At 71.4% G+C, this 23910-nt stretch carries 23 protein-coding genes and 2 tRNA genes; 14 read left to right on the top strand and 11 right to left on the bottom strand.

Annotated features, from left to right (window positions below; all coding sequences use genetic code 11):
* Positions 1-11 precede the first annotated feature (11 nt).
* Together Q0818_RS06125 and Q0818_RS06120 are read right to left on the bottom strand one after the other, a co-directional pair.
* The gene (locus tag Q0818_RS06125; protein ID WP_298872759.1) at positions 12-1709 is read right to left on the bottom strand and encodes a bifunctional 3'-5' exonuclease/DNA polymerase; all 1698 of its coding nucleotides are present in this window, start codon (positions 1707-1709) and stop codon (positions 12-14) included.
* Positions 1710-1724: 15 nt separating this feature from the next.
* Positions 1725-2453 carry a C4-type zinc ribbon domain-containing protein gene (locus Q0818_RS06120; protein WP_298872756.1) on the bottom strand — a complete coding sequence of 243 codons (729 nt, stop codon included), beginning with the start codon at positions 2451-2453 and terminating at the stop codon, positions 1725-1727.
* Between the two features lie 247 nt (positions 2454-2700).
* Between Q0818_RS06120 and Q0818_RS06115 the strand changes: the two genes are divergently transcribed.
* Both Q0818_RS06115 and catA read left to right on the top strand, forming a co-directional pair.
* A tRNA-Val gene (locus Q0818_RS06115) sits at positions 2701-2773 on the top strand.
* A 50-nt stretch (positions 2774-2823) separates the two neighbouring features.
* Positions 2824-3507, top strand: a complete 684-nt coding sequence (gene catA, locus Q0818_RS06110; RefSeq protein ID WP_298872754.1) for a type A chloramphenicol O-acetyltransferase — start codon at positions 2824-2826, stop codon at positions 3505-3507.
* Here the strand turns inward: catA and Q0818_RS06105 are convergent.
* Both Q0818_RS06105 and Q0818_RS06100 read right to left on the bottom strand, forming a co-directional pair.
* Positions 3497-3697 (bottom strand): hypothetical protein, encoded by a 201-nt coding sequence (locus Q0818_RS06105; RefSeq protein WP_298872751.1) that lies wholly within the window; start codon positions 3695-3697, stop codon positions 3497-3499. The two genes, catA and Q0818_RS06105, sit on opposite strands and share 11 nt — an antisense overlap.
* A gap of 31 nt (positions 3698-3728) precedes the next feature.
* Complete coding sequence (locus Q0818_RS06100) at positions 3729-4424, bottom strand: DUF1345 domain-containing protein (protein WP_298872748.1); 696 nt, start codon at positions 4422-4424, stop codon at positions 3729-3731.
* A 251-nt stretch (positions 4425-4675) separates the two neighbouring features.
* Between Q0818_RS06100 and aceE the strand changes: the two genes are divergently transcribed.
* The 6 genes from aceE (at position 4676) to Q0818_RS06070 (ending at position 12437) form a co-directional block, all read left to right on the top strand.
* On the top strand, positions 4676-7402 hold the full coding sequence (aceE, locus tag Q0818_RS06095) for a pyruvate dehydrogenase (acetyl-transferring), homodimeric type (protein ID WP_298872745.1): 2727 nt from the start codon (positions 4676-4678) through the stop codon (positions 7400-7402).
* A gap of 110 nt (positions 7403-7512) precedes the next feature.
* Positions 7513-8700, top strand: a complete 1188-nt coding sequence (locus Q0818_RS06090) for a CdaR family transcriptional regulator (RefSeq protein WP_298873146.1) — start codon at positions 7513-7515, stop codon at positions 8698-8700.
* Positions 8701-8892: 192 nt separating this feature from the next.
* Positions 8893-9813, top strand: a complete 921-nt coding sequence (locus Q0818_RS06085; protein WP_298872743.1) for an ACP S-malonyltransferase — start codon at positions 8893-8895, stop codon at positions 9811-9813.
* Positions 9810-10814 carry a beta-ketoacyl-ACP synthase III gene (locus tag Q0818_RS06080; RefSeq protein ID WP_298872741.1) on the top strand — a complete coding sequence of 335 codons (1005 nt, stop codon included), beginning with the start codon at positions 9810-9812 and terminating at the stop codon, positions 10812-10814. The genes Q0818_RS06085 and Q0818_RS06080 overlap by 4 nt, the downstream gene beginning before the upstream one ends.
* A gap of 67 nt (positions 10815-10881) precedes the next feature.
* A complete protein-coding gene (locus Q0818_RS06075) occupies positions 10882-11130 on the top strand; it encodes an acyl carrier protein (RefSeq protein WP_022880558.1) in 249 nt (82 codons plus the stop codon).
* A 68-nt stretch (positions 11131-11198) separates the two neighbouring features.
* Positions 11199-12437, top strand: coding sequence for a beta-ketoacyl synthase (locus tag Q0818_RS06070; protein WP_298872696.1), 1239 nt, complete (start codon positions 11199-11201; stop codon positions 12435-12437).
* Between the two features lie 145 nt (positions 12438-12582).
* On the opposite strand, the gene Q0818_RS06065 is transcribed toward Q0818_RS06070, so the two are convergent.
* From Q0818_RS06065 to Q0818_RS06055, 3 genes are all read right to left on the bottom strand, one after another.
* Positions 12583-13086: a DUF3145 domain-containing protein gene (locus Q0818_RS06065; protein ID WP_076675660.1), complete on the bottom strand. Its 504-nt coding sequence runs from the start codon at positions 13084-13086 to the stop codon at positions 12583-12585.
* Between the two features lie 137 nt (positions 13087-13223).
* The gene (locus tag Q0818_RS06060) at positions 13224-14105 is read right to left on the bottom strand and encodes a hypothetical protein (RefSeq protein ID WP_298872693.1); all 882 of its coding nucleotides are present in this window, start codon (positions 14103-14105) and stop codon (positions 13224-13226) included.
* 76 nt (positions 14106-14181) lie between these two features.
* Positions 14182-14769 (bottom strand): hypothetical protein, encoded by a 588-nt coding sequence (locus Q0818_RS06055; RefSeq protein WP_298872690.1) that lies wholly within the window; start codon positions 14767-14769, stop codon positions 14182-14184.
* A gap of 149 nt (positions 14770-14918) precedes the next feature.
* Between Q0818_RS06055 and Q0818_RS06050 the strand changes: the two genes are divergently transcribed.
* Together Q0818_RS06050 and Q0818_RS06045 are read left to right on the top strand one after the other, a co-directional pair.
* The gene (locus Q0818_RS06050; RefSeq protein WP_298872687.1) at positions 14919-15593 is read left to right on the top strand and encodes a response regulator transcription factor; all 675 of its coding nucleotides are present in this window, start codon (positions 14919-14921) and stop codon (positions 15591-15593) included.
* Positions 15590-17017 (top strand): HAMP domain-containing sensor histidine kinase, encoded by a 1428-nt coding sequence (locus tag Q0818_RS06045; RefSeq protein ID WP_298872685.1) that lies wholly within the window; start codon positions 15590-15592, stop codon positions 17015-17017. The genes Q0818_RS06050 and Q0818_RS06045 overlap by 4 nt, the downstream gene beginning before the upstream one ends.
* 126 nt (positions 17018-17143) lie before the next feature.
* Here the strand turns inward: Q0818_RS06045 and Q0818_RS06040 are convergent, their stop codons facing one another.
* Positions 17144-17482, bottom strand: coding sequence for an ATP-dependent DNA ligase (locus Q0818_RS06040; protein ID WP_298872682.1), 339 nt, complete (start codon positions 17480-17482; stop codon positions 17144-17146).
* 335 nt (positions 17483-17817) lie between these two features.
* On the opposite strand from Q0818_RS06040, the gene Q0818_RS06035 reads away from it, so the two are divergent.
* The 4 genes from Q0818_RS06035 (at position 17818) to Q0818_RS06020 (ending at position 21796) form a co-directional block, all read left to right on the top strand.
* Positions 17818-19215, top strand: coding sequence for a hemolysin family protein (locus Q0818_RS06035; RefSeq protein ID WP_298872679.1), 1398 nt, complete (start codon positions 17818-17820; stop codon positions 19213-19215).
* Entirely contained in the window at positions 19212-20237 is a 1026-nt protein-coding gene (locus Q0818_RS06030; RefSeq protein ID WP_298872677.1) for a CNNM domain-containing protein, read from the top strand. The genes Q0818_RS06035 and Q0818_RS06030 overlap by 4 nt, the downstream gene beginning before the upstream one ends.
* Before the next feature lie 184 nt (positions 20238-20421).
* Positions 20422-21240 (top strand): SDR family oxidoreductase, encoded by an 819-nt coding sequence (locus tag Q0818_RS06025; RefSeq protein ID WP_298872674.1) that lies wholly within the window; start codon positions 20422-20424, stop codon positions 21238-21240.
* 187 nt (positions 21241-21427) lie between these two features.
* A complete protein-coding gene (locus tag Q0818_RS06020; protein ID WP_298872671.1) occupies positions 21428-21796 on the top strand; it encodes a hypothetical protein in 369 nt (122 codons plus the stop codon).
* A 55-nt stretch (positions 21797-21851) separates the two neighbouring features.
* Here Q0818_RS06020 and Q0818_RS06015 read toward each other — a convergent pair whose 3' ends face one another.
* The 3 genes from Q0818_RS06015 to Q0818_RS06005 all read right to left on the bottom strand — a co-directional run bounded on the left by Q0818_RS06015 (position 21852) and on the right by Q0818_RS06005 (position 23908).
* The gene (locus Q0818_RS06015; protein ID WP_298872669.1) at positions 21852-22718 is read right to left on the bottom strand and encodes a zinc-ribbon domain-containing protein; all 867 of its coding nucleotides are present in this window, start codon (positions 22716-22718) and stop codon (positions 21852-21854) included.
* Between the two features lie 60 nt (positions 22719-22778).
* Positions 22779-22852: transfer RNA gene (locus tag Q0818_RS06010), tRNA-Ile, on the bottom strand.
* 90 nt (positions 22853-22942) lie between these two features.
* Complete coding sequence (locus Q0818_RS06005) at positions 22943-23908, bottom strand: isoprenylcysteine carboxylmethyltransferase family protein (protein WP_298872666.1); 966 nt, start codon at positions 23906-23908, stop codon at positions 22943-22945.
* Between the last annotated feature and the right edge of the window lie 2 nt (positions 23909-23910).

The following is a 23910-nucleotide window of genomic DNA, read 5'->3' as shown; positions in this document are numbered from 1 at the left end:
ACGCGGGCCGGTCAGCCCTTCTCGGCCGTCTCACCGATCCGCAGGTCGAGGGGGAAGTCGATGGGGAACGTCCCGAACAGCAGCCGACCGGCGGATGCCGCGGACTCCCGCACCGCCGCCGCCACCGCGTCGGCGTGCTCGAGGGGGGTGTGCACGACGATCTCGTCGTGGAGGAAGAACGCCAGATGCGGCGATCGCGCGAACATCGGCCCCGAGGCGGACGCCGCGCGAGCGGCATCCACCGGGGGGAAGGCGGCGAGACGCGCGCGCAGGTCGGCGAGCCACGCCAGGGCCCATTCAGCGGCCGTGCCCTGCACGACGAAGTTGCGTGTGAAACGACCGCGGTCGCGGGCGGAGCGCCGGGCACGGGTCTCGTCGGCACCGGATGCCGTGGCGTCACTGGCGAGGGACTGCAGCTGCTGCCAGGCGTCACCGGCGGCGGGTGAGGTGCGCCCGAGCCAGGTGTGGACCACTCCCCCGTTCTCGCCGGTGCGGGCCGCGTCGTCGACGAGCTGCATCGCGCGCGGGAAGGTGCGGCGAAGGCGCGGCAGCAAGCGGCCGCTCTCGCCGGTCGTCGCGCCGTACATCGCGCCGAGCATCGCGAGCTTGGCCTCGGCGCGGCTGCCGACCGCCCCGCGTTCGACGATGCCGGCGTAGAGGTCGCGTCCGGATGCCGCTTCGGCCAGCGCCGTGTCACGGGCCATCGCCGCGAGCACCCGGGGCTCGAGCTGGGCCACGTCGGCGGTGACGAGGGTCCAGCCCGGGTCGGCACGCACGGCCGTGCGGAGTGACCGCGGGATCTGCAGCGCCCCGCCGCCCGACGACGCCCAGCGTCCCGTCACGACCCCGGCGGGCACGTAGACGGGGCGGAAGCGGTCGTCGTGCACCCACTCCTGCATCCACGCCCATCCGTTGGCCGTGTACAGCCGCATGAGCTTCTTGTACGCGATGAGCGGAGCGACGACCGGGTGATCGTGCTCGGCGAGCTCCCATCGACTCGTCGAGGTCACCTGCAGCCCCGCCCGGTGCAGCGACCGCAGCAGCCGCGGCTGCGAGTCGAGCGACGCCGTCGGATCGTGGAGCGCCTCGCGGACGGCGGCGGCGGTCTGCTCGATGCGAGCGGGCAGTCCCCCGCCCCGGCGAGTTCCGAGCTGACGCTCGAGCATCTCCTCGTGCGCTGTCCGGCTCCACGGGACGCCCGCCGCGTGCAGTTCCGCGGCGACGAGCGCTCCCGCCGATTCCGCGGCGCACAGGAGCCGCAGCGCTCCCGGTGCCGACGACGAGGCGATGGCCGCGAGCTGTCGGCGGTACTCCGCCACGGCGGCGTCGAGGGAGTCGGGAAGGCCGGTCGAGGCGTCGCCGAGGTCGAAGAGCGTGTCGCCGGTCGCGGGCGCCGCACTGCCGGCATCCCACTCCCGATGGGAGCGGAGCCCGTGATCGTCGACCACGCCCTCGGCGTCGCGCAGGATGCCGTGCACGAGGCGCAGATCCCATGCCCGGGCGACGCGCGCTCCCGCCTTCAGCACGCCGGGGTAGATCGAGGCGGTGTCGGCCCACACCCAACGGACCTCACCCCGCGCCTCGCGATCCGCGATGGCGTCGGCCAGCCGTTCGACGGGGACCTCGACGGAGGGTGCGTCGCGATCGACGGTCAGGAGTGCGAGACGGTCGGAACCGATGCGCCCGACGACGACCGTGTCAGATGCCACGGGCTCCGGACGAGGTCATCGCGATTCTTCGGTGCGCACGAGGATCGCGCCGCACTCGGGGCAGAAGACGACCTCGTCGGTCTGCGCGCGACGGACGGTGGCCAGATCGCTCGGCGGCAGAACCATGCGGCACGCCTCGCAGGCCCCGGCACGCAGGAGTCCGGCGCCGTTGCCGCGCGCAGCGAGACGCTCGTACAGCCCGAGCAGATCGGACGGCACCGAGGCGGCCACGGCCTCGCGGTCGCGGCGTGCTCCCTCGAGCCGGGTCGTCGCGTCGGACACGGTGGTCTTGGCCTCGGCGCTGAGCTCGGCGCCCTGCGCGTTGGTGTCGGCGATCAGGGCCTCTTGCTCGGCGACCGCGGCATCCGCTGCCTCGAGGCGCTCCATGAGGGCGATCTCCATGTCTTCGAGGTCGCCCTTGCGGCGCTTCAGCGACACGAGTTCGCTCTCGAAGCCCTGCGCCTGCTTGGGGTTCGATGATGCGGCGAGGCGGTCGGTGTCGCGGGCGATGCGGGCGTCGACCACGGCGACGTCGGACTCGAGACGCTTCAGTTCGGCGGTGATGTCGTCGCGCGCATTGGCCCGGATGCCGAGCTCTTGCGACAGCGTGGCCCGCCGGGCGATGAGCTCGCGCACGCGCTCGGCCTGCGGCGGGTTCGCCGCCACGCGCTCGTCGCGCACGATGCGGGCGTCGAGGTCGGCGAGATCGAGCAGTTTGCGCTGGTCGGCGGGATCGGCATTCACGCATGCAACGCTACCCCGGGGGTCGGACATCGGCGGTACGCGCTGTCGTCCCCGCCCGTCCCGGCCCGCCCCGGCCCGTCCCGTTCGACGCGAGGTCACGCGGTCCGGCCGAGATGACCCGCGATTCGCGGCATCCATGGGTCGTCTCGGCGCGAACGCGTGACCTCGCCGTCGAGGCGCCGGCGAGGACGCGAGCGTGCTGCGAGCACGGCCGCGCACCGTCGCGACGCTAGACTCGTGGCATCCCGGGCCTTTAGCTCAGCTGGTAGAGCGCCACGTTTACACCGTGGATGTCGTCGGTTCGATCCCGGCAGGGCCCACCTCTCCACAGCCTCGCTTTCGCTCGTCGCACGTCCGCGATCATGGAGCGATGGAGCACCCCACCCCCATCGACATCGACACGTGGCCGCGACGGCAGCAGTTCGCGCACTACCTGCACGCGTCGCCGTGCACGTACGCGCTGACGGTCGAGATCGACGTCACCGACTTCGTCGCCGCTGTGCGGGCAGCGGCGCGTCGCACGTACGTCGCGCAGATCTGGGCCCTCGCGTCGATCGTCGATCGGCACGAGGAGTTCCGGCTGTGCCTCGACGAGGCGGGCGCTCCGGCCGTGTGGGACCGCGTGCACCCGGCCTTCACGGTCTTCCACGCCGAGCGCGAGACGTTCTCGTGCCTCTGGGTGCCGTTCGACCCCGACTTCGACGCGTTCCACGCCGCCGCGGTGCGGACCATCGCCGAGCACGCGGCATCCGAGGAGTTCTTCCCGCAGGGCGAACCGCCCCGCAACACCTTCGACGTGTCGAGCGTGCCGTGGACGAGCTTCACCGGCTTCACGCTGAACATCCAGAAGGGGTGGGCGCATCTCGCACCGATCGTCACGCTCGGCCGATACGTCGAACGCGACGGCCGGGTGCTGCTGCCCGTCGCCCTGCAGCTGCACCATGCCGCGGCCGACGGCTTCCACGCCGCCCGTTTCGTGAACGAGCTGCGCGACCTTCTGGCCGACGGGTCGTGGCTGGCGGTCGCTCCCCGGGCCGACCGGGCTATCTGGTGAGGACGTGGACGGCGAACATCACGGTGCCGATCAGCCCGCTGACGAGGCCGACGACGATAATCCAGCCGCCGGCGTTCAGATTCGTGCCGATCAGGCTCGCGAATGCGCCCAGCCACGGGGTCATAGCGCGCCGCCGACGCTCGCGAACCGCCCGACGAGAGCGCATCCGGCGCAGGTGCGGAGACGTCATCCGATCATGATGGCATCCCGCGACGACACCATCAGTTCAGGATGTTCACGCTGCGCGCGATCACCAGCGCGAGCAGGATGAAGCCCGACACCGCCTGCGCCATCATGAACAGCTTCGCCCGGCTCGAGAGCGGCATCACATCGGTGGGGCTGAACGCCATGGCGTTGGATGCCGAGAAGTAGAGGTAGTCGACGTATCCCGGCGCCCAGTCCTCGACGTCGGACGACCGCCGCCGCACCTCGCTGACCGCGTCGCGGTCGCTGTCCTGCGGGAACTGGAAATCGGCGGGCGGGAGGTCGTCGCGGGCGTCGCGGCGGCGGGCGATCGGGCCGCCGCGGTCCATCTCCCAGTACACGACGGCGTAGCCGATGACGTTGATCGCCCACACCTGCGCGGCGCCCAGGAGCGTTCCGGCGCCGTCGCCCTGCCCCTGCAGCAGCTGCTGGACGAGCAGGAACAGCGCCACCTGATTGGCCAGCAGCAGCACAGCCGTGAATGCCAGGGCGAACCCGCGCCCGATGCGGGATTCGCGGGTCAGCCGCGACGGGTTGGTCACCACCATCGGGATCGCGCACAGCACCCCCGCGGTCACGACCACGTATCTCAGGATGCCGCCGGCCTCGGTCGGCAGGAACGCGTACAGTCCCGCCCCCACGGCGAGGGCGATGAGCACCGGCCAGCGATGCTCGGGCCGCGTCCGGAACGCGGCGGGATCCTGCGTGTCCACGCGCTCAGGCTAGACCCGCCGGCATCCCGTCCCCCGGATGCGGCGCGCTTCATCCGGAGTCCATGACCGCGACCGGACTGCTCGACGTCGAAGCGTCGCCGCGACGCGGGGCCCGCCGCAGCCCGCGCGCGCATCCGATGGCGCGCCGACTCGCTAGGCTGGACGCTGGTTGATTGTGCGGAGCGAACAAGGGTTGCCGCACTCGTATGGCGATTCTCTGGCATGACCTGCCAGACGACGAAAGGTCTTCCGTGACTGTTCACGACCAGGATCCGTATTCGCAGGGGCCGCAGGACAGCGACCCGGAAGAGACCGGGGAGTGGCAGGAATCCCTGCGCCAGCTGGTCCAGGCGAAGGGTCCGGCTCGCGCTCGCGAGATCATGCTGAGCCTGCTCAAGGGCTCGAAGGAACTGCACCTGAACGTGCCGATGGTTCCGACCACCGACTACATCAACACGATCTCGCAGAAGAACGAGCCCGAGTTCCCCGGTGACGAGGAGCTCGAGCGTCGTTACCGCAAGTGGATCCGCTGGAACGCGGCGGTCACCGTCCACCGCGCTCAGCGCCCCGGCATCGGCGTCGGCGGCCACATCTCCACCTACGCCTCGTCGGCCGCCCTGTACGAGGTGGGCTTCAACCACTTCTTCCGCGGCCTCGACGACCCCTCCGGCGGCGACCAGATCTTCATCCAGGGCCACGCCTCCCCCGGCGCCTACGCCCGCGCGTTCCTCGAGGGTCGCCTCACCGAGGCGCAGCTCGACGGGTTCCGTCAGGAGAAGTCGGCGGCCCCCAACGGCATCCCCTCGTACCCCCATCCCCGTCTCATGCCGGAGTTCTGGCAGTTCCCGACGGTGTCGATGGGTCTGGGCCCGATCAACGCCATCTACCAGGCGATGTCGAACAAGTACCTCGCCAACCGCGGCATCAAGGACGTCGGCGGCTCGCAGGTCTGGGCCTACCTGGGCGACGGCGAGATGGACGAGGTCGAGAGCCGCGGTCAGCTGCAGGTCGCGGCGAACGAGGGCCTCGACAACCTCAACTTCATCATCAACTGCAACCTCCAGCGCCTCGACGGCCCGGTCCGCGGCAACGGCAAGATCATCCAGGAGCTCGAGAGCTTCTTCCGCGGTGCCGGCTGGAACGTCATCAAGGTCGTCTGGGGCCGCGAGTGGGACGACCTGCTCGCCCGCGACACCGAGGGCGCGCTGCTCAACCTGATGAACACCACGCCCGACGGCGACTACCAGACCTACAAGGCCGAGAACGGCGCGTACGTCCGCGAGAACTTCTTCGGACGCGACCCCCGCGCCCTCGAGCTCGTCAAGGACTACACCGACGAGCAGGTCTGGGGCCTCAAGCGCGGCGGCCACGACTACCGCAAGGTCTACGCGGCCTTCAAGGCAGCGGCGGAGCACAAGGGGCAGCCGACCGTCATCCTCGCCAAGACCATCAAGGGCTACGGCCTCGGTCCCCACTTCGAGGGCCGCAACGCCACGCACCAGATGAAGAAGCTGACGCTGGACGACCTCAAGTCGTTCCGCGACGCGATGGACATTCCCGTCACCGACGCGCAGCTCGAGGACAACCCCTACCAGCCGCCGTACTACAACCCCGGCGAGAAGGACGAGACGATCCAGTACATGCTGGAGCGTCGCCGTTCGCTCGGCGGCTTCCTGCCCGAGCGTCGCACGACCCACGTGGGCCTGGAACTGCCCGGGGATGCCGCGTACGCGCTGCCCAAGAAGGGTTCGGGCACGCAGGACGTCGCCACGACCATGGCGTTCGTGCGTCTGCTGAAGGACCTGCTGCGCGTCAAGGGCTTCGGTCACCGCATCGTGCCGATCATCCCCGACGAGGCGCGCACGTTCGGTATGGACGCGTACTTCCCGACCGCGAAGATCTACAACCCCAAGGGTCAGCACTACACCTCCGTCGACCGCGAGCTCCTGCTGGCGTACAAGGAGAGCCCCGAGGGTCAGATCATCCACGTCGGCATCAACGAGGCGGGCGCCCTCGCGGCGTTCACCGCGGCGGGCACGGCGTACTCGACCCACGGCGAGCCGCTGATCCCGGTCTACGTGTTCTACTCGATGTTCGGCTTCCAGCGCACCGGCGACGCCCAGTGGGCCGCGGGCGACCAGATGGCGCGCGGCTTCATCATCGGCGCCACGGCCGGCCGCACCACGCTGACGGGTGAGGGTCTGCAGCACGCCGACGGTCACTCGCAGCTGCTCGCCTCGACCAACCCCGCGACGGTGTCGTACGACCCGGCCTACGGCTACGAGATCGCCCACATCGTGCGCAGCGGCATCGAGCGCATGTACGGCGGCGAGCACTCCGACCCGAACGTCATGTACTACATGACCGTGTACAACGAGCCCTACGTGCAGCCCGCCGAGCCCGAGGGTGTCGACGTGGACGGCATCGTCCGCGGCATCCACCACATCTCCACCGGTGAGGGCGACGGACCGCGCACGCAGCTGCTCGCCTCGGGCGTCGGTGTGCCGTGGGCTCTCGAGGCGCAGCGTCTGCTGAAGGACGACTGGGGCGTCAAGGCCGACGTGTGGTCGGTGACCTCGTGGTCGGAGCTGCGTCGCGACGGTCTCGCCGCCGACGAGCACAACTTCCTGCACCCCGACGAGGAGCCCCGCGTGGCCTACCTCACCGACAAGCTGAAGGAGGCCGAGGGTCCCGTCGTGGCCGTCAGCGACTGGATGCACGCGGTGCAGGATCAGATCCGCCAGTGGGTCCCGCAGAACTACTGGACGCTCGGTGCCGACGGCTTCGGCTTCTCCGACACCCGCGCCGCGGCCCGTCGATTCTTCAAGATCGACGGTCCCTCGCTCGCCGTCCGCGCCCTCCAGGCCCTGGCCGAAGAGGGCAAGGTCGACCGTGCGGTCGTCGGGCAGGCCATCGAGAAGTACCGCCTGCACGACGTCAACGCCGGTACCAGCGGCAACGCGGGCGGCGAGGCCTGAGTCAGGTGACTCCCTCCACGGACGGGTCCGGTTCCGCCCCCACGGGCGGGGCCGGGCCCGACCGCCGTTCTGCGTCCGGTGCCGAGGCGGCGCAAGAGAAGGCCGAGACGCTGACGTGGCTGCGCCGCATCTCCGGCGATCTGGCCACGGCGACCATCCAGCGGCTCGAGGAGACCCTGCCCTGGTACGCCGAGATGCCCCCGGCCCGGCGCTCGGCCGTCGGCCTGGTCGCGCAGGCCGGCATCACGTCGTTCCTGCAGTGGTTCGAGGAGCCCGCCTCGACCCCGGCGATCGCCGCCGACATCTTCGCCGCCGCTCCGCGTGAGCTGCTGCGCAGCGTGAGCCTCACGCAGACCCTGCAGCTGGTGCGCGTGACCGTCGAGGTCATGGAGGAGCGTGTCGCCGGCCGCAGTGAGAAGGTGCGCGAGGCGATGCTGTCGTATTCGCGCGAGGTGGCCTTCGCCGCCGCCGACGTCTACGCGCGCGCTGCCGAGGCCCGCGGCCTCTGGGACGCGCGTCTCGAGGCGCTCGTGGTCGACTCGATCCTCACCGGTGAGGCCGACGACGAGCTTCCCAGCCGGATCGCCGCCCTCGGGTGGCACGGGCACGGAGAGGTCGCGGTGCTCGTCGGCACCACTCCCCCGCAGCTCGACGTCGACCAGGTCCGCCGCACCGCCCGCAAGCTCGGCGTCGACGTGCTCATCGGCGTGCAGGGCTCACGTCTCGTGCTCGTGGTGGGTCGCGCCGACCTGCCCGCGCGCGGCGGTGACGACACCGCCGAACTGCCGTTCCCCGAGATCGCGAAGCGGCTCGAGCCCGGCTTCGGCTCCGGTCATCTCGTGCTCGGTCCCGCCGTGCCCGCCCTCGTCGATGCCGGGCAGAGCGCCCGCGCCGCCCTCGCGGGCTTCGCCGTCGCCCGGGCGTGGCGTCACGCCCCGCGTCCCGTCGAGGCCGACGACCTGCTGCCGGAGCGAGCCCTCGCCGGTGACGCCGTCGCGAAGCAGACGCTCGTCGAGCGCGTGTACCGCCCGCTGCAGGCGCACAGCGCGGATCTCGTGGCGACGCTGTGGAGCTACCTCGACAACGGGCGTTCGCTCGAGGCGACGGCCCGCGAGCTGTACGTGCACCCCAACACGGTGCGGTATCGCCTGAAGCGCGTCTCCGAGGTCATCGGGTGGGATGCCACGGGCCCCCGCGAGGCGCTGATCCTGCAGACGGCGCTGATCCTCGGTTCGATCGGTACGGATGCCACCCGGCGTCGCGGCCCCGTCAACCGGCGGCCCGTCGTGTCGCGCTGACGCCGCACGCATTCCCCGTCTGGACCGTCCGCCGAGCGTCCACGACACGTCGCTCTCCCCGCGAGGACGCGGCGTGTCGGGGACGCTCGACGGGATCGACACGGCGCTGATGCACGGCGCGCACAAAGACACGCCGCATATCTGTGCCGATATCTCCATAAGCGCGGGCCCGATCCTTGGCAGGATGGGACGGTGATCATCGCCGTCTTCCCCGGACAGGGCTCGCAGACCCCCGGGTTCCTCTCGCCGTGGCTCGAGTTCGACGGGGCGCGCGAGCGCCTCGCCGCGTTCTCCGAGCAGGCCGGAGTCGATCTCATCGCCGCCGGTACCGAATGGGATGCCGACCGGATCCGCGACACCTCGGTCGCTCAGCCCCTCATCGTCGCGGCGTCGCTGCTGTCGTGGGCGGCGCTGAGCGAGCGCGCCGGTTCGCCGGTCGCCGGTGTCGCGGGGCATTCCGTGGGCGAGATCGCCGCGTTGGCGGCATCCGGTGTTCTGAGCGACGCCGACGCGCTGCGTCTGGTGGGCCTCCGCGGCCGCGCGATGGCCGAGGCGGCCTCGGCGGTCGAGACGGGCATGAGCGCCGTCGTCGGCGGCGACGAGCAGGCCGTGCTCGAGCGCCTCGAGGCCCTCGACCTGACCCCCGCCAACTACAACGGCGGCGGGCAGATCGTGGCCGCCGGAGAGCTCCCCGCCCTCGCGGAGCTCGCGAGCGACGCGCCCCGCGGCACGCGCGTGATCCCGCTGCAGGTCGCCGGCGCCTTCCACACCCGCTTCATGGAGCCCGCGGTCGAGACGCTGCGTTCGGCGGCGGCCGACGTCGAGGTCGGCGACCCCGAGCTGACGCTCTGGACCAACTCCGACGGCTCCGTCGTCTCCGACGGGCGTCGTGCGCTCGACCTCGTCGTCGCGCAGGTGGCGTCGCCGGTGCGCTGGGACCGCTGCATGGCCTCGTTCGCCGAGCACGGCGTGACCGGCATCATCGAACTCTCGCCCGCGGGGGCGCTCACCGGGCTCGCCAAGCGTGCCCTGCGCGGCACCCCGACCGTGGCGGTCAAGACCCCCGACGACCTCGACGCGGCCGTCTCACTGCTGAAGGAAGACCAGGCATGAGCACCCCCACCCTCCGCCAGACCCAGGGCGCGGCCCACACCCGCATCTACTCCTACGGCGCGGCCCGCGGCGAGAACTTCGTGCCGAACGACGACCTCGTCGGCCCGATCGACTCCAGCGACGAGTGGATCCGCCAGCGCACCGGCATCGTCACCCGCGTGCGCGCGAACAAGGAGACGGATGCCATCGACCTGGCCTCCGAAGCCGCGCGCGAGGCCGTCGAGAAGTCCGGCGTCTCCCCCGCCGACATCGACGCCGTGATCGTCGCCACCATCAGCAACCCGAAGCAGACGCCCTCGGCCTCCGCGATCGTCGCGGACCGCATCGGTGCGAACCCCGCGGCCGCCTACGACGTCAATGCCGCGTGCGCGGGCTTCGCGTACGGCGTGGGTCAGGCCGACGCCCTCGTGCGCGCGGGGCTGGCGAAGCACGTCGTCGTGGTCGGTGCCGAGAAGCTCAGCGACATCGTCGACCCGACCGATCGCAGCATCTCGTTCCTCCTCGGCGACGGCGCGGGCGCCGTGGTCATCGGGCCCAGCGACACCCCGGGGATCGGCCCGACCATCTGGGGCTCCGACGGCTCCAAGGCGGACGCCGTGGGGATGAACGCCACGCTCAACGAGTTCCGCGACGGCACGGCGCCGTGGCCGACGCTCCGTCAGGAGGGCCCCACGGTGTTCCGCTGGGCCGTCTGGGAGATGGTCAAGGTCGCCCGTCAGGCGATCGAGGCGGCCGGCATCGAGCCGGGCGATCTCGCCGCTTTCGTGCCGCACCAGGCGAACATGCGGATCATCGACGAGTTCGCCAAGCAGCTGGGCCTGCCCGAGACCGTGGTCATCGGCCGCGACATCGAGACGACGGGCAACACCTCGGCGGCATCCATCCCCCTGGCCACCCACCGCCTGCTCGAGGAGCACCCCGAGCTCAGCGGCGGTCTCGCGTTGCAGATCGGCTTCGGCGCCGGACTCGTCTTCGGCGCGCAGGTCGTCGTCCTCCCCTGACGCGAGAGCGTCGAACCCTAGACTGATCGGGGCCTGTCAGGCCCGCCCCCAAGAAACAGGAGACATCATGGCATTCACCAACGACGAGGTTCTCGCCGGCCTTGCCGAGCTCATCACCGACGAGACCGGGATCTCGGCCGACGAGGTCGCCCTCGAGAAGTCGTTCACCGACGACCTCGACATCGACTCCATCTCGATGATGACGATCGTCGTCAACGCCGAGGAGAAGTTCGGCGTCACCATCCCCGACGACGAGGTCAAGAACCTCAAGACCGTCGGCGACGCCGTGACGTTCATCACGTCGAACCAGTCCTGACACCTCCCGGTGGGGGCTCCGGCCCCCACCGGTCACGACCTGTCGGCCGCACCAAGGATCCCTCGCTCATGAGCACACCCCGCATCGTCGTCACCGGCATCGGAGCCACTTCGCCCATCGGCGGAACGGCACCCGAGAGCTGGTCCGCCCTGCTCGCCGGAACCTCCGGCGCCCGATCCCTCGAGCACGAATGGGTCGAGCAGTACAACCTGCCCGTCACCTTCGCCGCCGAGGCGCTCGTGCGACCCGAGACCGTGCTCGAGCGACCCGTCGCCAAGCGGCTCGACCCCTCGTCGCAGCTCGCAATGGTCGCGGCCAAGGAAGCATGGGAAGACGCCGGTTCGCCCGACATCGACCCCGACCGTCTCGGCGTCGACTTCGCCACCGGCATCGGCGGCGTCTGGACGCTGCTCGACGCCTGGGACACCCTGCGCGAGAAGGGCCCGCGTCGCGTCATGCCGATGACGGTGCCGATGCTCATGCCCAACGCCGCCGCGGGCAACCTGTCGCTCCACTTCAACGCGCGCGCCTTCGCGCGCACGGTGGCGTCGGCCTGCGCGTCGAGCACCGAGTCGATCGTCAACGCCGTGCAGCACATCCGCGACGGTCTGGCCGATGTCGTCATCGCGGGTGGCACCGAGTCGGCGATCCACCCGATCACCATCGCCTCGTTCGCCTCGATGCAGGCGCTGTCCAAGCGCAACGACTCGCCCGAGACGGCCTCTCGGCCGGCCAGCATCGACCGCGACGGCTTCGTCATGGGCGAGGGCGCCGGTGTGCTCATCCTCGAGACCGAGGAGCACGCGAAGGCCCGCGGTGCGAAGATCTACGCCTCGATCGTGGGTGGCGGCGTCACCGCCGACTCGTACCACATCACCGCCAACGACCCCGAGGGCCAGGGTGCCGCCCGCGCGGTCCACATGGCACTGGAGATGGCCGGAGCGTCGGTCGACGACGTCACGCACATCAACGCGCACGCCACGTCGACGCCGGTCGGCGACCCGAACGAGTACAAGGCGCTGCGGGCGGTGTTCGGCGAGCGCGTCGACGAGATCCCGGTCTCGGCGACCAAGGCCTCCACCGGTCACCTCCTCGGCGGCACGGGCGCCCTCGAGGCGATCTTCACCGTGCTGGCGCTGCAGAACCGCGTCGCCCCGCCGACCATCAACCTCACCGAGCAGGACCCCGAGGTCCCGTTCGCCCTGTCCGGCTCCCCCGTCGAGCTCGGAGCGGGCGATCAGCTCGCGATCAGCAACTCCTTCGGCTTCGGCGGCCACAACGCCGTCGTCGCGATCGCATCCGTCTGATCCGACGAAGAACGCCCCCTGGCATCCCTCCGACTGCGGTGGAGGATGCCAGGGGGCGTTCTCTTTCATCCGAGTGGGGATACGCGGTCCCGGTACCGGGTGCGGACACCGGCCTCCGGTAGTGGCGCCTCCCCGCCCGGGGGTCTCACCCCACCTTGTGCAGCCAGACGATCTGCTGATCGTCTCCCGCGTGGCGGAACGGCTCGAGCTCTTCATCCCAGGCCGAGCCGAGGGCGACGTCGAGTTCGCGCTGGAGTTCGAAGGGATCGCCCGCGGCGACCTCCATGGCGTAGCGCACGCGGTCCTCGCCGATCACGACGTTGCCCGACGCATCGGTCTGCGCGTAGTGGATGCCGAGTCCGGGCGTGTGCATCCAGCGACCGCCGTCGCTGCGCGGAGTGGGGTCTTCGCTCACCTCGAAGCGCAGGTGCTCCCAGCCGCGTATCGCGCTCGCGAGCGCAGCGCCGGAGCCGACCGGGCCCTCCCAGTAGAACTCTGCACGACGGCTGCCCATCAGCACGGGCTGGTCGGCCCAGTCGAAATTGACGGCACGGCCGAGAGCGCGTCCCACCGCCCACTCGAGGTGGGGGCACAACGCGCGGGGCGCGGAGTGGATCAGGATCACTCCGCGCGAAGACGTGATCGCCATGGTCTCTCCTTCGTCAGGTACGTCTTCCCCTACGACCTGTGATGGAGCACGGCGGCTGTTCGTTTGTCCCGGCAATTATCGCCCGTGCATAACGAAATCACAACACTGTGATTTCGTCCGGCCTCACGACGCTGTGGTCAGGCGAACCAGAGCGCCCAGTACAGCGCGAAATTGCGGTTGCCGTAGGCCGAGCAGGCGTCGCCGGTGCCCCACCGCGCGGCCAGTGCGGCGGGGTTCGGCTGGTACGGCGTGTAGTTGTACAGCGCCGCGGTGGCGCGGTTCGTGATCGCCACGTCGGTGCCGCCGCAGGCCGGGTCGGGCGAGTAGGCGATGTAGTGGGTTCCGGGCTGCCGCATGAAGCCCGAGGCGCTGTACGACTTCAGGTCGGTGGTGCCCTGGACGACCTGCTCGGCGAAGCCCGCCGCCCCCGGGTCGCAGGCGGCGTCGTCGGGGCAGCGCGCCCCCATGGCCGCCCCGAGCTGTTCGGCCCGAGGGGCCCGGGCCGACCGGCCCGCGACGAGGCTCTGCTCCTTCTGCAGGGTGACCAGGATGACCTTCGCCGAGATGCCGCACGCTCGCTGCACGCGGTCGATCACCTGCGCGGCGGACAGCTCTCCCCCGTCCCACCCGTCGCACACCGTCTCGCCCGTGGCATCCGAGACGATCGGTCCCCGGGCGGGGAAATCCACGCGCAGATCGGCGAGGCATGTGTCGGCCGTGCAGGCGCCGACCTGGTCGTCGAGGAACGCCTGGATCTGGTCGGCGGTCAGCGCGTCACCGTCGTAGAAGTCGTCGTCGCCGATCAGGGTGCCGGGGTCGAACGAGGTCAGGTCGACCGCTTCGCGACGGGTCTCGGCGTTCCAAGCGGCGTTCCACGCCCGCGTGAGCGAGACCAGCGGCACGAGGGCGGCGACGATCAGGGCGATGAGCACCGCGGCGGTGACACCGACGGTGATCCGGCGGCGGCGGAGTACTCGCGCGCGGGCCGCGGAAGGCCGTCGCCTGCGTCTGTTCGCCACCCCTCGATCGTGCCGCACCGCGCTGACCGCTCGCTGCACGCCCGGGGCGTGGCGCGGCGGTCAGCGCGGTCGCCGCTCAGCTGCCGGACGACGCCGACGGGGTGGGTGCCGCGCCGTCGGCGGGCGGGGCGGGCGGGGTCGGGGCCGTGCCGTCGGACGGCGGAGTGGGCGCCGAGCCGTCGGCGGGCGGGGTCGGGGCGGTGCCGTCGGTCGGCGGGGCGGGCTTCTCGCCGTCGGCCTGGGGGCCTTTCGCTCCGGGGCCGTCCGCTCCGGGGCCGGGGTGACCCGGGCCGCCACCGGGACCGCACTCACCGGGGCCGGTGCCACCGGGCGCGGCGGGTGCGGCGGGCGCGGTGCCGTCGGACGGCGCCGGGGCGGGCGTGGGCGCGGTGCCGTCGGCAGGGGTCCCGCTCGCGGTGGCGCCGGGCGTGGGCGCGGTGCCGGGGCCGGTCGCGCCCCCGTCGGCGCTCGGGGCCGAGGTCGCGGCGGTGAGCGTCGCTCCCCCGCCGTTCTGCGCGGCCAGGGCGGCGCTGCCGCCGGTGAGCCCCGCGGCCACGATGACGGCGCCCGCGATCAGGGCGGGGCGTCGCCACGAGCGGCGGCGCGGCTCGGTGGTGTCGTCCAGGCGCGGAAGCGGCTGGGTGGGGTATTCGTCGTCGTTCACGGTGTCTGTCCTCCTGCGCCGGTGGCTGTCACCGGCTCTGAGACCAGACTTCGAGGCGGGACTGAAGCGAACCTGAAGCCGACGACCGCGCGGTGATCGCATACGCAAGCCACAACCGGCGTTCAGGGGGCGGCCCTATCGTCGGTCGGATGTCCGCTTCGGCCCGCGTGCTCATCCTCGACGACGACGAGACCATCCGCGTCTCCGTGCAGACGGCCTTGCGCGCGGAGGGCTTCGTGACCGAGGCCGCTCCCGACGGGTCCGACCTGCCCGCTCGTCTCGAACGGTTCCGCCCCGATCTCGTCATCCTCGACTGGATGATGCCGGGGCCCAGTGGCATCCGGTTGCTGCCCCTCGTGCGAGCGACGGGCGACATCCCGGTGATCATGCTCACCGCGCGGGACGAGGTCGACGACCGTCTGCGCGGTTTCGCGGAGGGCGCGGACGACTACGTGGTGAAGCCGTTCACGATGGCCGAGCTGGTCGCCCGCGCCGGCGTCGTGCTGCGTCGGCGCGGGCGCCTGCCGCAGACGATCGCGATCGGCGACCTGCTCGTGGATCCGGATGCCGCGACCGCCCACCGGGCGGGGGCGTCGCTGGAGCTGACGGCGACGGAGTTCCGCCTGCTGCAGCTGTTCGCGGAGAGTCGGGGACGCACCCTGTCGAAGGCGCAGATCCTCACCCAGGTGTGGGGCTACGAAGACTACGACCCCAACCTGGTCGAGGTGCACCTCAGCGCGCTGCGCCGGAAGATGGAGCAGCACGGGCCGCGGCTGATCCACACGGTTCGCGGGCTGGGCTATCGCTTGAGCGCGGCCGCGTGAGCGCCCCTGCCCTGCGCTCCGGGTCTCTGCGGCGTCGCACGATCGTCGCCGTGGTGGCGGTCGTGGCGCTGCTGCTCATCGTGCTCGCCGTCGTGGTCGATCTGGCGCTGGGCGCGCGCCTGCGCGGGCAGATCGAGGAGCGTCTGCGCGACCGCGCCGCCGCCACCGCGTCGCTGGTCGGGATCGTCGACGACGCCGACCTCGCCGAGCGTCTGTCGGACCAGGGACTCGCCGTGCGCATCGACTCCGCCGGCGGGGGGTCCGTCGTGGCGGGCCCGAGCCCCGAGCAGCTGCGCGAGGGACCGGGCGGACCGGGCGGGCCGGGTGGAGGTGCACCCCGGGAGCGTTCGGCCCCGCAGCCCTCCCCCTCCAGCGGCGTGGACGTCGTGGCATCCGAGGTGTCGGGCGACGATCAGCTGGTCACCCTGCGCTCGACGCTGAGCGACGGATCGACGTTGACCCTGACCGCGTCGGCCGTGGGCGTCGGCGAGACGCTCGGTCAGGTGCGATGGATCATGGCCGTGTCGTCGGTCGGGGTGCTCGTGCTCGCCGCGGGCGCCGTGACGCTGGTCGTGCGCCGGAGCCTGCGCCCCCTCGACCGGGTATCGGAGGTCGCTCGGGCCATCGGGGCGGGGGAACGGGAGCGGCGGCTGCACCCGACCCGTGCAGACACCGAGATCGGTCGCGTGGCGACGGCGCTCGACGACATGCTCGACGACGTCGTGGGGGCGGAGCGCACGGCCCGCGAGGCCGAGCAGCGGTTGCGGGCGTTCCTGTCGGATGCCGCGCACGAGCTGCGGACGCCGGTCGCCGGCATCCGCGCCGCCGCCGACACCCTCGTGCGCGCCGATCTGGACGGGCCCGAACGCGAGATGCTCGCCGCGCACGTGGCGCGCGAGGCCACGCGCGCCTCGCGCCTCGTCGACGATCTGCTGACGATGGCGCGGGTCGATCGCGGGCTCGACCTGCAGCGCGTTGACGTCGATCTGCGGACCCTGGTGGATGCCGAGGCTCGCCGCGTTCCGCTCGTGCACCCCTCGGTGCGGTTGCGCGCGGCCGTTCCCGATCAGTCCGTCACGGCGACGGTGGACGTCGACCGCATCGCCCAGGTGATCGCCAACCTCATCGAGAACGCGGCCCGAGCCACGGGCGGAACCGGCGAGATCGATCTCGGCCTGCGGACCGACGCCGGTCGCGCGGTGATCTCGGTGGTCGACGACGGTCCGGGGGTGCCCGCCGCCGAGCGCGAGCGCATCTTCGACCGGCTCGTGCGGTTGGACACCGCGCGGGCATCGGCCGCGGGGGTCGGCCTGGGGTTGCCGATCGCCCGCGGGATCGCCCGCGCGCACGGTGGTGACGTGCGGTGCGTCGCGTCACCGACCGGGGCGCGCTTCGAGGTGGAGCTGCCGCTCACCGCCGCCTGAGCGCGTCGCGGTCAGGCTGACGCGCTCGCGGCGAGGCGATGGGCACGCGCACTGCCCGGGTGCCGTGCGCCCGGTCGGGCAGGGGGCGAACGGCATCCGCGCCATCGTGCGAATGGCCGGGCGGCGTCAGTTGGCCGTGCGACCCACCGGGCGGCGGGGCGGGGCCGGCGGCGGGGCGATGCCCGCGGCCGTGAGCGTGAGCCCGTCGGCCCCGCTGGCGTCATGCATCATCTGATCGATGAGTTCCCGGTCGATCGCGGGCTCCCGACCGCCGTAGAACTGCATCACGAGCGCGTTCGAGGCGTGGATCCACAGACTCGCCTGGCGCACGCCCTCGTTGACGGGCAGCTGGAGCATGAACCCCTCGTTGCGCCGCAGCTTGTTCATGACGACGATGCGGAGGTGAGCGAGGATGCGGTCGTCGATGTCGAACGATGCGCGGTCTCGGTAGATGAGTCTTCCCACGACAGGTCCTTTTCTGGCGCGCCGAAGCGTACCGGTAGAGCAAGGGCGGGACCACGCCGGGAAGCGAGGCAATGCGGGAGTACCAGTATCGCATCCGTCGGGGCGGATGAGCCGTGCGCGAGCGATATATCGCTCGACGGGTTTGTCACGCCCCGCGGCCCGTCCTGAAGGTCGAGGCGAACGCTCAGACTGACCGACGACAGGGTCGGTAGATTGAAAGCCGATCTGCGATCACCCGACCCACGAGAGAGAAACCCCGTGAGCCATCACCGCACCTCCACCGACCAGGAGGGCCGATCTTCGAGCCCCCTCTTCTCGAGAGGGGGTGAGATCTGATGCTGGCCGCGGCCCTGACACTCCTGTTGGGGATCATCGTGACCCTGGCGATCATCGTCGCCTGCGGATTCTTCGTGGCGCAGGAGTTCGCCTACATGTCCGTCGACCGCGCGCGACTGACCGCGCGGGCCGAGAAGGGCGACGCGCAGGCGAAGCGCGTGCTGGCGATCACCAAGCGCACCTCGTTCATGCTGTCGGGTGCCCAGCTCGGAATCACCGTGACGGGCCTGCTCATCGGATACGTCGCCGAGCCGCTGATCGGTGAGTCCATCGGCACGCTGCTGGGCGGCGTGGGCGTCGACCCCGCCGTGTCGGTGCTCATCGGGACGGTCGGGGCGCTCCTGCTCGCGACGGTCGTGACGATGATCTTCGGCGAGCTCTACCCGAAGAACCTCGCGATCGCGAACCCCGAGCCGCTCGCTCGCGCCCTCGCCGTGCCGACGCGCATCTACCTGCTGCTGTTCGGCTGGCTCATCACCGTGTTCGACGTCGCCGCCAACGCCCTCCTGCGCCTGCTGCGCATCGAGCCCCTCGAAGACGTCGACGAGAGCGCGACCGCGCGCGACCTCGAGGCCATCATCGAGGAGTCGCGTCAGAGCGGCGACCTGCCCGACGATCTGTCGATGATCATCGATCGCATCCTCGATTTCCCCCAGCGCGATGTCGAGCACGCCATGGTGCCGCGGTCGCAGGTGGGCTCGGTCACCCCCGACACCACCGTCGGCGAGGTGCGCGCGCTCATGGCCACCGGTCATACCCGCTACCCCGTGATCGGCGCGGAGGACTCCCCCGTCGGCGTCGTCGAGCTCATCGACATCCTCCGTGAGGACCCGGCGGATGCCGCGCCCGTGGCATCCGTCATGCGTGCGGCCGTCGTCATCCCGACGTCGATGCTGCTGCCGGTGGCCCTGGATCGCATGCGGCACACGCGCAACGAACTCGCGTGCGTCGTGGACGAGTACGGCAACTTCGACGGCATCCTCACCATCGAGGATCTGACCGAAGAGGTCATCGGCGAGCTCTCCGACGAGCACGACGCCGTCGTGGCCGAGGCGGCGGCGGTCGGCGACGACGCGTGGAGCGTTCCGGGCGACCTGCACCTCGACGAGCTCGAGCGCCTCATCGGGTACGACCTCGCCGACAGCGACGTCGAGACCGTCGCCGGTCTCGTGATCGAAACCCACGGCGACCTCCCGCCCGTCGGCGGGGTGGTGCGCATCGATCTGCCCGAGCGGGCGTCGGAGACCGTCCAGGGCTTGGACTACGAACGCTGGCTCGCGGTCGAGGTCGTCGAGGTCGACCGGCACGTGCCGTCGCACTTGCGGGTGCAGTTGCACGAGGTGGATCGAGACGCCGTCGTCGACGGCCCGACGATCGACGAGGAGGTGGCCCGATGAACGGCTGGACCGTCGCGCTGATCACCACGGCGCTCATCATCGCGAGCGCGTTGTTCGTCATCGTCGAATTCGCGCTGCTCGCCGCCCGCCGACACCGCCTCGAGGAGGAGGCCGCCACGAGCGCCTCCGCCCGAGCGGCGCTCCGCGGGGTCAACGAGCTCACCGTCATGCTCGCGTTCGCACAGTTGGGGATCACGGCCTGTACGTTCCTGCTCGGCGCGATCACCAAACCGGCGATCGACTACGCCCTCGCCCCGGTGTTCGAGGCGTGGGGCCTGCCTTACGTGCTCGCCGACATCATCGCCTTCATGCTCGCGCTGATCGTGGTGACCTTCCTGCACCTCGTGATCGGCGAGATGGCGCCGAAGTCGTGGGCGATCGCCCACCCCGAGACCGCGGCGAAGGCCACCGGCATCCTCGCCCGTGCGCTCACGTGGCCGCTGCGTCCGTTCCTGCTGTGGATCAACCACATTGCGAACCGTCTGGTGAAGGCCTCGGGCGTCGAGCCCGTCGACAAGGCCGCGGCGGGCGGGCAGGACGCCGACACCATCCGCGAACTCGTCGCGCACTCGCGTCAGGCCGGCACCCTTGAGCAGCAGTACTCCGAGCCCATCGCCCAGGCGATCGCGCTCGGCACGCTGACGGTCGGCGACATCGTGCGCACCGACCGCTCCCCCACGGCCGTCCCGCAGGATGCCACGGTCGCCGACATCCAGCGCGTCGCCGCCGCGTCGACCCACCTGCGCATCCTCGTCGGTTCGGGGGCGGGCTCCCGGGTGGCGCACGTGCGCGACACGCTCGCCGTCGCCCCGTCGACGCCGGCGGAGCAGATCGCCCGGGATCCCCTGGTGCTGGAGCCGGCGGCATCCGCCTACGATGCCCTCGCTCGCATGCGGCGCGGACGCGTTCAGCTGGCCACCGTGGTGGAGGGCGAGAGGCTCGTCGGCGTCGTCACGCTGGACGATCTGCTGCGCGAGATCCTGCCCGGGCCGGGCGAGACGGCGGAGGTCGCCGGACGGTAGTCGCCGCTCCCGGTTCGGGGCGGATTCCGCGCTTCGGGGCATGGGTCTTCCGCCCCGAACGCAGGAGGACGCCCCGAACGGCGGCGACGGTCGAGGATGCGGGGGGTGTCAAGCCACCACGGGAGCGGAGAGGCGCGGCGTACCGTCGCTGGCGTTCACCCATCCCCTCTCCTGGAGGACTCCCATGAGCAAGATCTGGTTCATCACCGGCGCATCCAAGGGCTTCGGCCGCGAGTGGGCCGAAGCGGCCCTCGAGCGCGGTGACAGCGTCGCCGGGACCGCCCGGAACCTCGACGACGTGAAGGAACTCGTCGACGCGTACCCCGAGACCTTCCTGCCGATCCAGCTGGACGTCACCGACCACGCCGCCGACACCGCGGCCGTCGAGAAGGCGCACGAGAAGTTCGGCCGACTCGACGTCGTCATCAACAACGCCGGCTTCGGACACTTCGGCATGGTCGAGGAGCTCACCGAGGACGAGGTGCGCGCCCAGCTCGAGACCAACTTCTTCGGCGCGCTGTGGGTGACCCAGGCGGCGCTGCCGATCATGCGCGCGCAGGGCTCCGGGCACATCATCCAGGTGTCGAGCATCGGCGGAATCAGCGCCTTCCCCTCCGTCGGCGTCTACCACGCGTCGAAGTGGGCGCTCGAGGGTCTGTCGCAGTCCCTCGCGCAGGAGGTCGCCGGCTTCGGCATGCACGTCACCCTCGTCGAACCGGGGGGCTACTCCACCGACTGGTCGGGACCCTCGGCGAAGCGCAGCGAGGAGATCGAGGCGTACGCCGACGTCCGCGAGCAAGCGGCGAAGCGCCCCTCGGCCGCGGAACCCGGTAAGCCCGAGGCCACGCGCTCGGCGATCCTGAAGGTCGTGGATGCCGAGAACCCGCCGCTGCGCATCTTCTTCGGCAAGGCTCCCCTCGGCATCGCCGAGAAGGACTACGAATCGCGACTGCAGACGTGGCGCGAATGGCAGCCGGTGTCGGAGGAGGCGCACGGCTCCTGACCGCGTCGTCTCGGCCGGGGCGCGCGACGTGCCCCGGCCGAGACGCTTCGACGACATCGTGTCGGGTGCGGCTCGGTCGCGGCGGGTGCCGCGTCGGTGGTGAGGGGGCGCGGATCCGTCTCCGACCCGGACGGTGCGGCGGCCCTGATGACACCGGGCGGCCCGCCGGCGATGCGATGATGAACCGGTGAGCACAGACGTCGGCTTCCCGCCGCGGCGCAGCCGGGAACTCCTGCGATCGTGGGTCGACGACTATCTCGAGACGGTCAGCCTGAACGGTGCCCGCGTGGACGTCGTCCCACAGGACGGGGAGGACGAGCTCGACACCGGTCTGGTCGTCATGCACCCGAAGGACTCCGCCCTCCTGGTGTACATGCAGCCGCGGGGTGTGAACGATCCGTTGTGGGAGCTCACCATCCCCGGCCGCGAGACGGACTCCGTCCTCAGCGCCCTCGAACTGGGGGCCGTCGCTTCCGTGGTGCTCGACGCGGCGCGGTTGTGCATGTACCTGCAGTTCCGCTCCCTGGAGTGGGACCGCGCATCCGGCCGGCGCTGACTCCCACGCAGCGGCGATGCCGCGTCGGCATCGGCCCCGCGCCCTCGGCATCCCCTCACCGGAGATACGCATCAACGAGGAGCGGGCCCCGGATGCCGCGGAACACGTCGATGAGGAGGTCGACCGCCCGACGATTCCACGTCGCGAGCCGCAGGTCGTGCGGGCCGAGCGGCTCGAGGGCGCCGGTGCGCACCCGCACGACCTCCCACCCCGCTGCACGGAGCGCGCGATCTTTCCGTCGGTCGGACTGCTCGCGCCGGCCCACGTGCTCGAGACCGTGACGACCGATCGAGTCGTACTCGACGGCAACGCGCAACTCGGGGAAGACCAGATCGGGCCACACTTCGAGATGGTCGTAGAACGGGCGCGCCACGCGCACGGCGTTGAACCCCTCGCTCAGCGAGAGGCGTTCGCGCAGGTCGGCGCGCAGCCGACCTTCGACCGCCGACGCCGGCTTCGGGGCGCACACCGATACGAAGGCATCGCCGACGGCCGCGGCGGGCGTCTTGTCGCAAAGGCGGCGCGGGCGCGGGGCGCGGCGTGCCCGCAGGACGGCGTTGTCGGAAGTCGCCGGTTGCGTCACGTCATCGCGCATCGGCAGAGCGATCGTCCGCGTGGGTCTGGCCGACTCGCTGCAGTCGGGGCACCACGCGCTCCTACGCCGCTCGCGACCGGGGCGCAGCCGCTGCTCGGTCGGGGTGGCGGCGAAGCGATGCCCCGCGTCGCACTGCCACAGCAGCAGAACCTCGGCGGCCGGCGGGATCTGGCTCAGCGCGATGCCGTGGTTGAGGTCGGGGTGGTACTGCCGCACCAGCGCCGGAAACGCCGCCCAGGCCTCGCGATACGCACCCCGGGGGTAGGGAACGTCGAGCCCCTTCGACCACTGTCTGCGTGCCCACCAGGCTTGCACTCTCTCCGCCACGCGCCCGACCGTAGCGTCGACCTCCGACATCGGCGATCGGGTCCACGGCGGAGAGAGGAGTAGGGCGGGTGGGACTTGAACCCACGATCGTCGGGTTATGAGCCCGCTGCCTTGACCAGCTTGGCCACCGCCCCCAGCGAAGACGAGCCTACCGGCATCCGTCCGCCGATCTCGAAAGCGGTCGACGACGGCCGCCGCCGTCCGAGCACGCCGGACACGCGGTTCTAGCGCCCCGAGCCCACCGGCCTGAGGCGCGGGATCCAGCACCGTACGGCGCGCGCGTAGGCGCGGTACTCGTCGCCGAAGGCCCTGACGAGGTCGATCTCTTCATGAGGGCGGATCGCGTAGTTCCACACGAGGGATCCGGCGAGGGCGTAGACGACCACCATCCACGACGACATCAGCAGCCCGACGCCGACCCCCTGCGCGATACCCGCGAGCGCCATCGGGTTGCGGACGAAGCGGTACGGACCCGCCACCACCAGGCGGTTCGGCATGGCCGAGGGCAGGGGCGTGCCGTCTCCCTCGACCGTCATCGCGGCCGCCGACCACAGACCGAGGGCGCTCGCGGCCACCACGACCACGATGCCGACGACGTCCACCGCGGCGGGCAGGGGCAGAACCAGCCGCCACCGCTCCTCGAGGGCGCGGATGATCACGGGCAGCACGACGAGGAAGAGGCCCCAGAACACGAAGATCTGGGCGGCCGTGGCCGCGACGTGCGCGAGGGGGCTCCGGCCCGGACGCGCGCGACGGAAGGCGAAGGGCCCCACCAGCAGCCACTCGGTCGGCACGCGCCCGAGCACGAGGAGGAACACCGCTCCCACCGAGGCGACGCTGGCGGCGATCATGAGCACGACGCCCCATCCGGCGAGGGTCGTCACGGTGGCATACGTCGCGAGCAGGACCGTCATCGCCAGCGTCCACGCCGTCGCCGTACCGGCGGCCCAGCGTGCCGCGCGAAGCGGCAGGACCGCGGCGAGAGCGGAGGCGACGACGAACAGGGGGACGTCGAGCACGGCCACGGCGACGGGGTCGAGCTCCCCCAGGGTCGTCGTCCGTACGACGGGGGCGGTGAAGACGCCCACCCACCAGGCGGCGCCGGCGAGCGCTTGCAGTGCGAAGTACGCACGCGCGACGGTCGCGGCCGGGAACCCGCGTGGCAGGGAGACGCGGCCGTCGGCGATCACGT

Origin of the sequence: uncultured Microbacterium sp., from assembly GCF_947489255.1 — a bacterium.
Classification (GTDB): Bacteria; Actinomycetota; Actinomycetes; order Actinomycetales; family Microbacteriaceae; genus Microbacterium; species Microbacterium phycohabitans.
Note: the sequence above shows the minus strand (reverse complement) of the source record. Positions and strands in the feature narration are given on the sequence as shown.

Coding starts and splice junctions, on each gene's coding strand:
- catA (WP_298872754.1), top strand. CDS start 2,824: ATGGAGCACCCCACCCCCATCGACATCGACACGTGGCCGCGACGGCAG.
- Q0818_RS06105 (WP_298872751.1), bottom strand. CDS start 3,697: ATGACGTCTCCGCACCTGCGCCGGATGCGCTCTCGTCGGGCGGTTCGC.
- Q0818_RS06080 (WP_298872741.1), top strand. CDS start 9,810: ATGAGCACCCCCACCCTCCGCCAGACCCAGGGCGCGGCCCACACCCGC.
- Q0818_RS06075 (WP_022880558.1), top strand. CDS start 10,882: ATGGCATTCACCAACGACGAGGTTCTCGCCGGCCTTGCCGAGCTCATC.
- Q0818_RS06070 (WP_298872696.1), top strand. CDS start 11,199: ATGAGCACACCCCGCATCGTCGTCACCGGCATCGGAGCCACTTCGCCC.
- Q0818_RS06065 (WP_076675660.1), bottom strand. CDS start 13,086: ATGGCGATCACGTCTTCGCGCGGAGTGATCCTGATCCACTCCGCGCCC.
- Q0818_RS06050 (WP_298872687.1), top strand. CDS start 14,919: ATGTCCGCTTCGGCCCGCGTGCTCATCCTCGACGACGACGAGACCATC.
- Q0818_RS06035 (WP_298872679.1), top strand. CDS start 17,818: ATGCTGGCCGCGGCCCTGACACTCCTGTTGGGGATCATCGTGACCCTG.
- Q0818_RS06030 (WP_298872677.1), top strand. CDS start 19,212: ATGAACGGCTGGACCGTCGCGCTGATCACCACGGCGCTCATCATCGCG.
- Q0818_RS06025 (WP_298872674.1), top strand. CDS start 20,422: ATGAGCAAGATCTGGTTCATCACCGGCGCATCCAAGGGCTTCGGCCGC.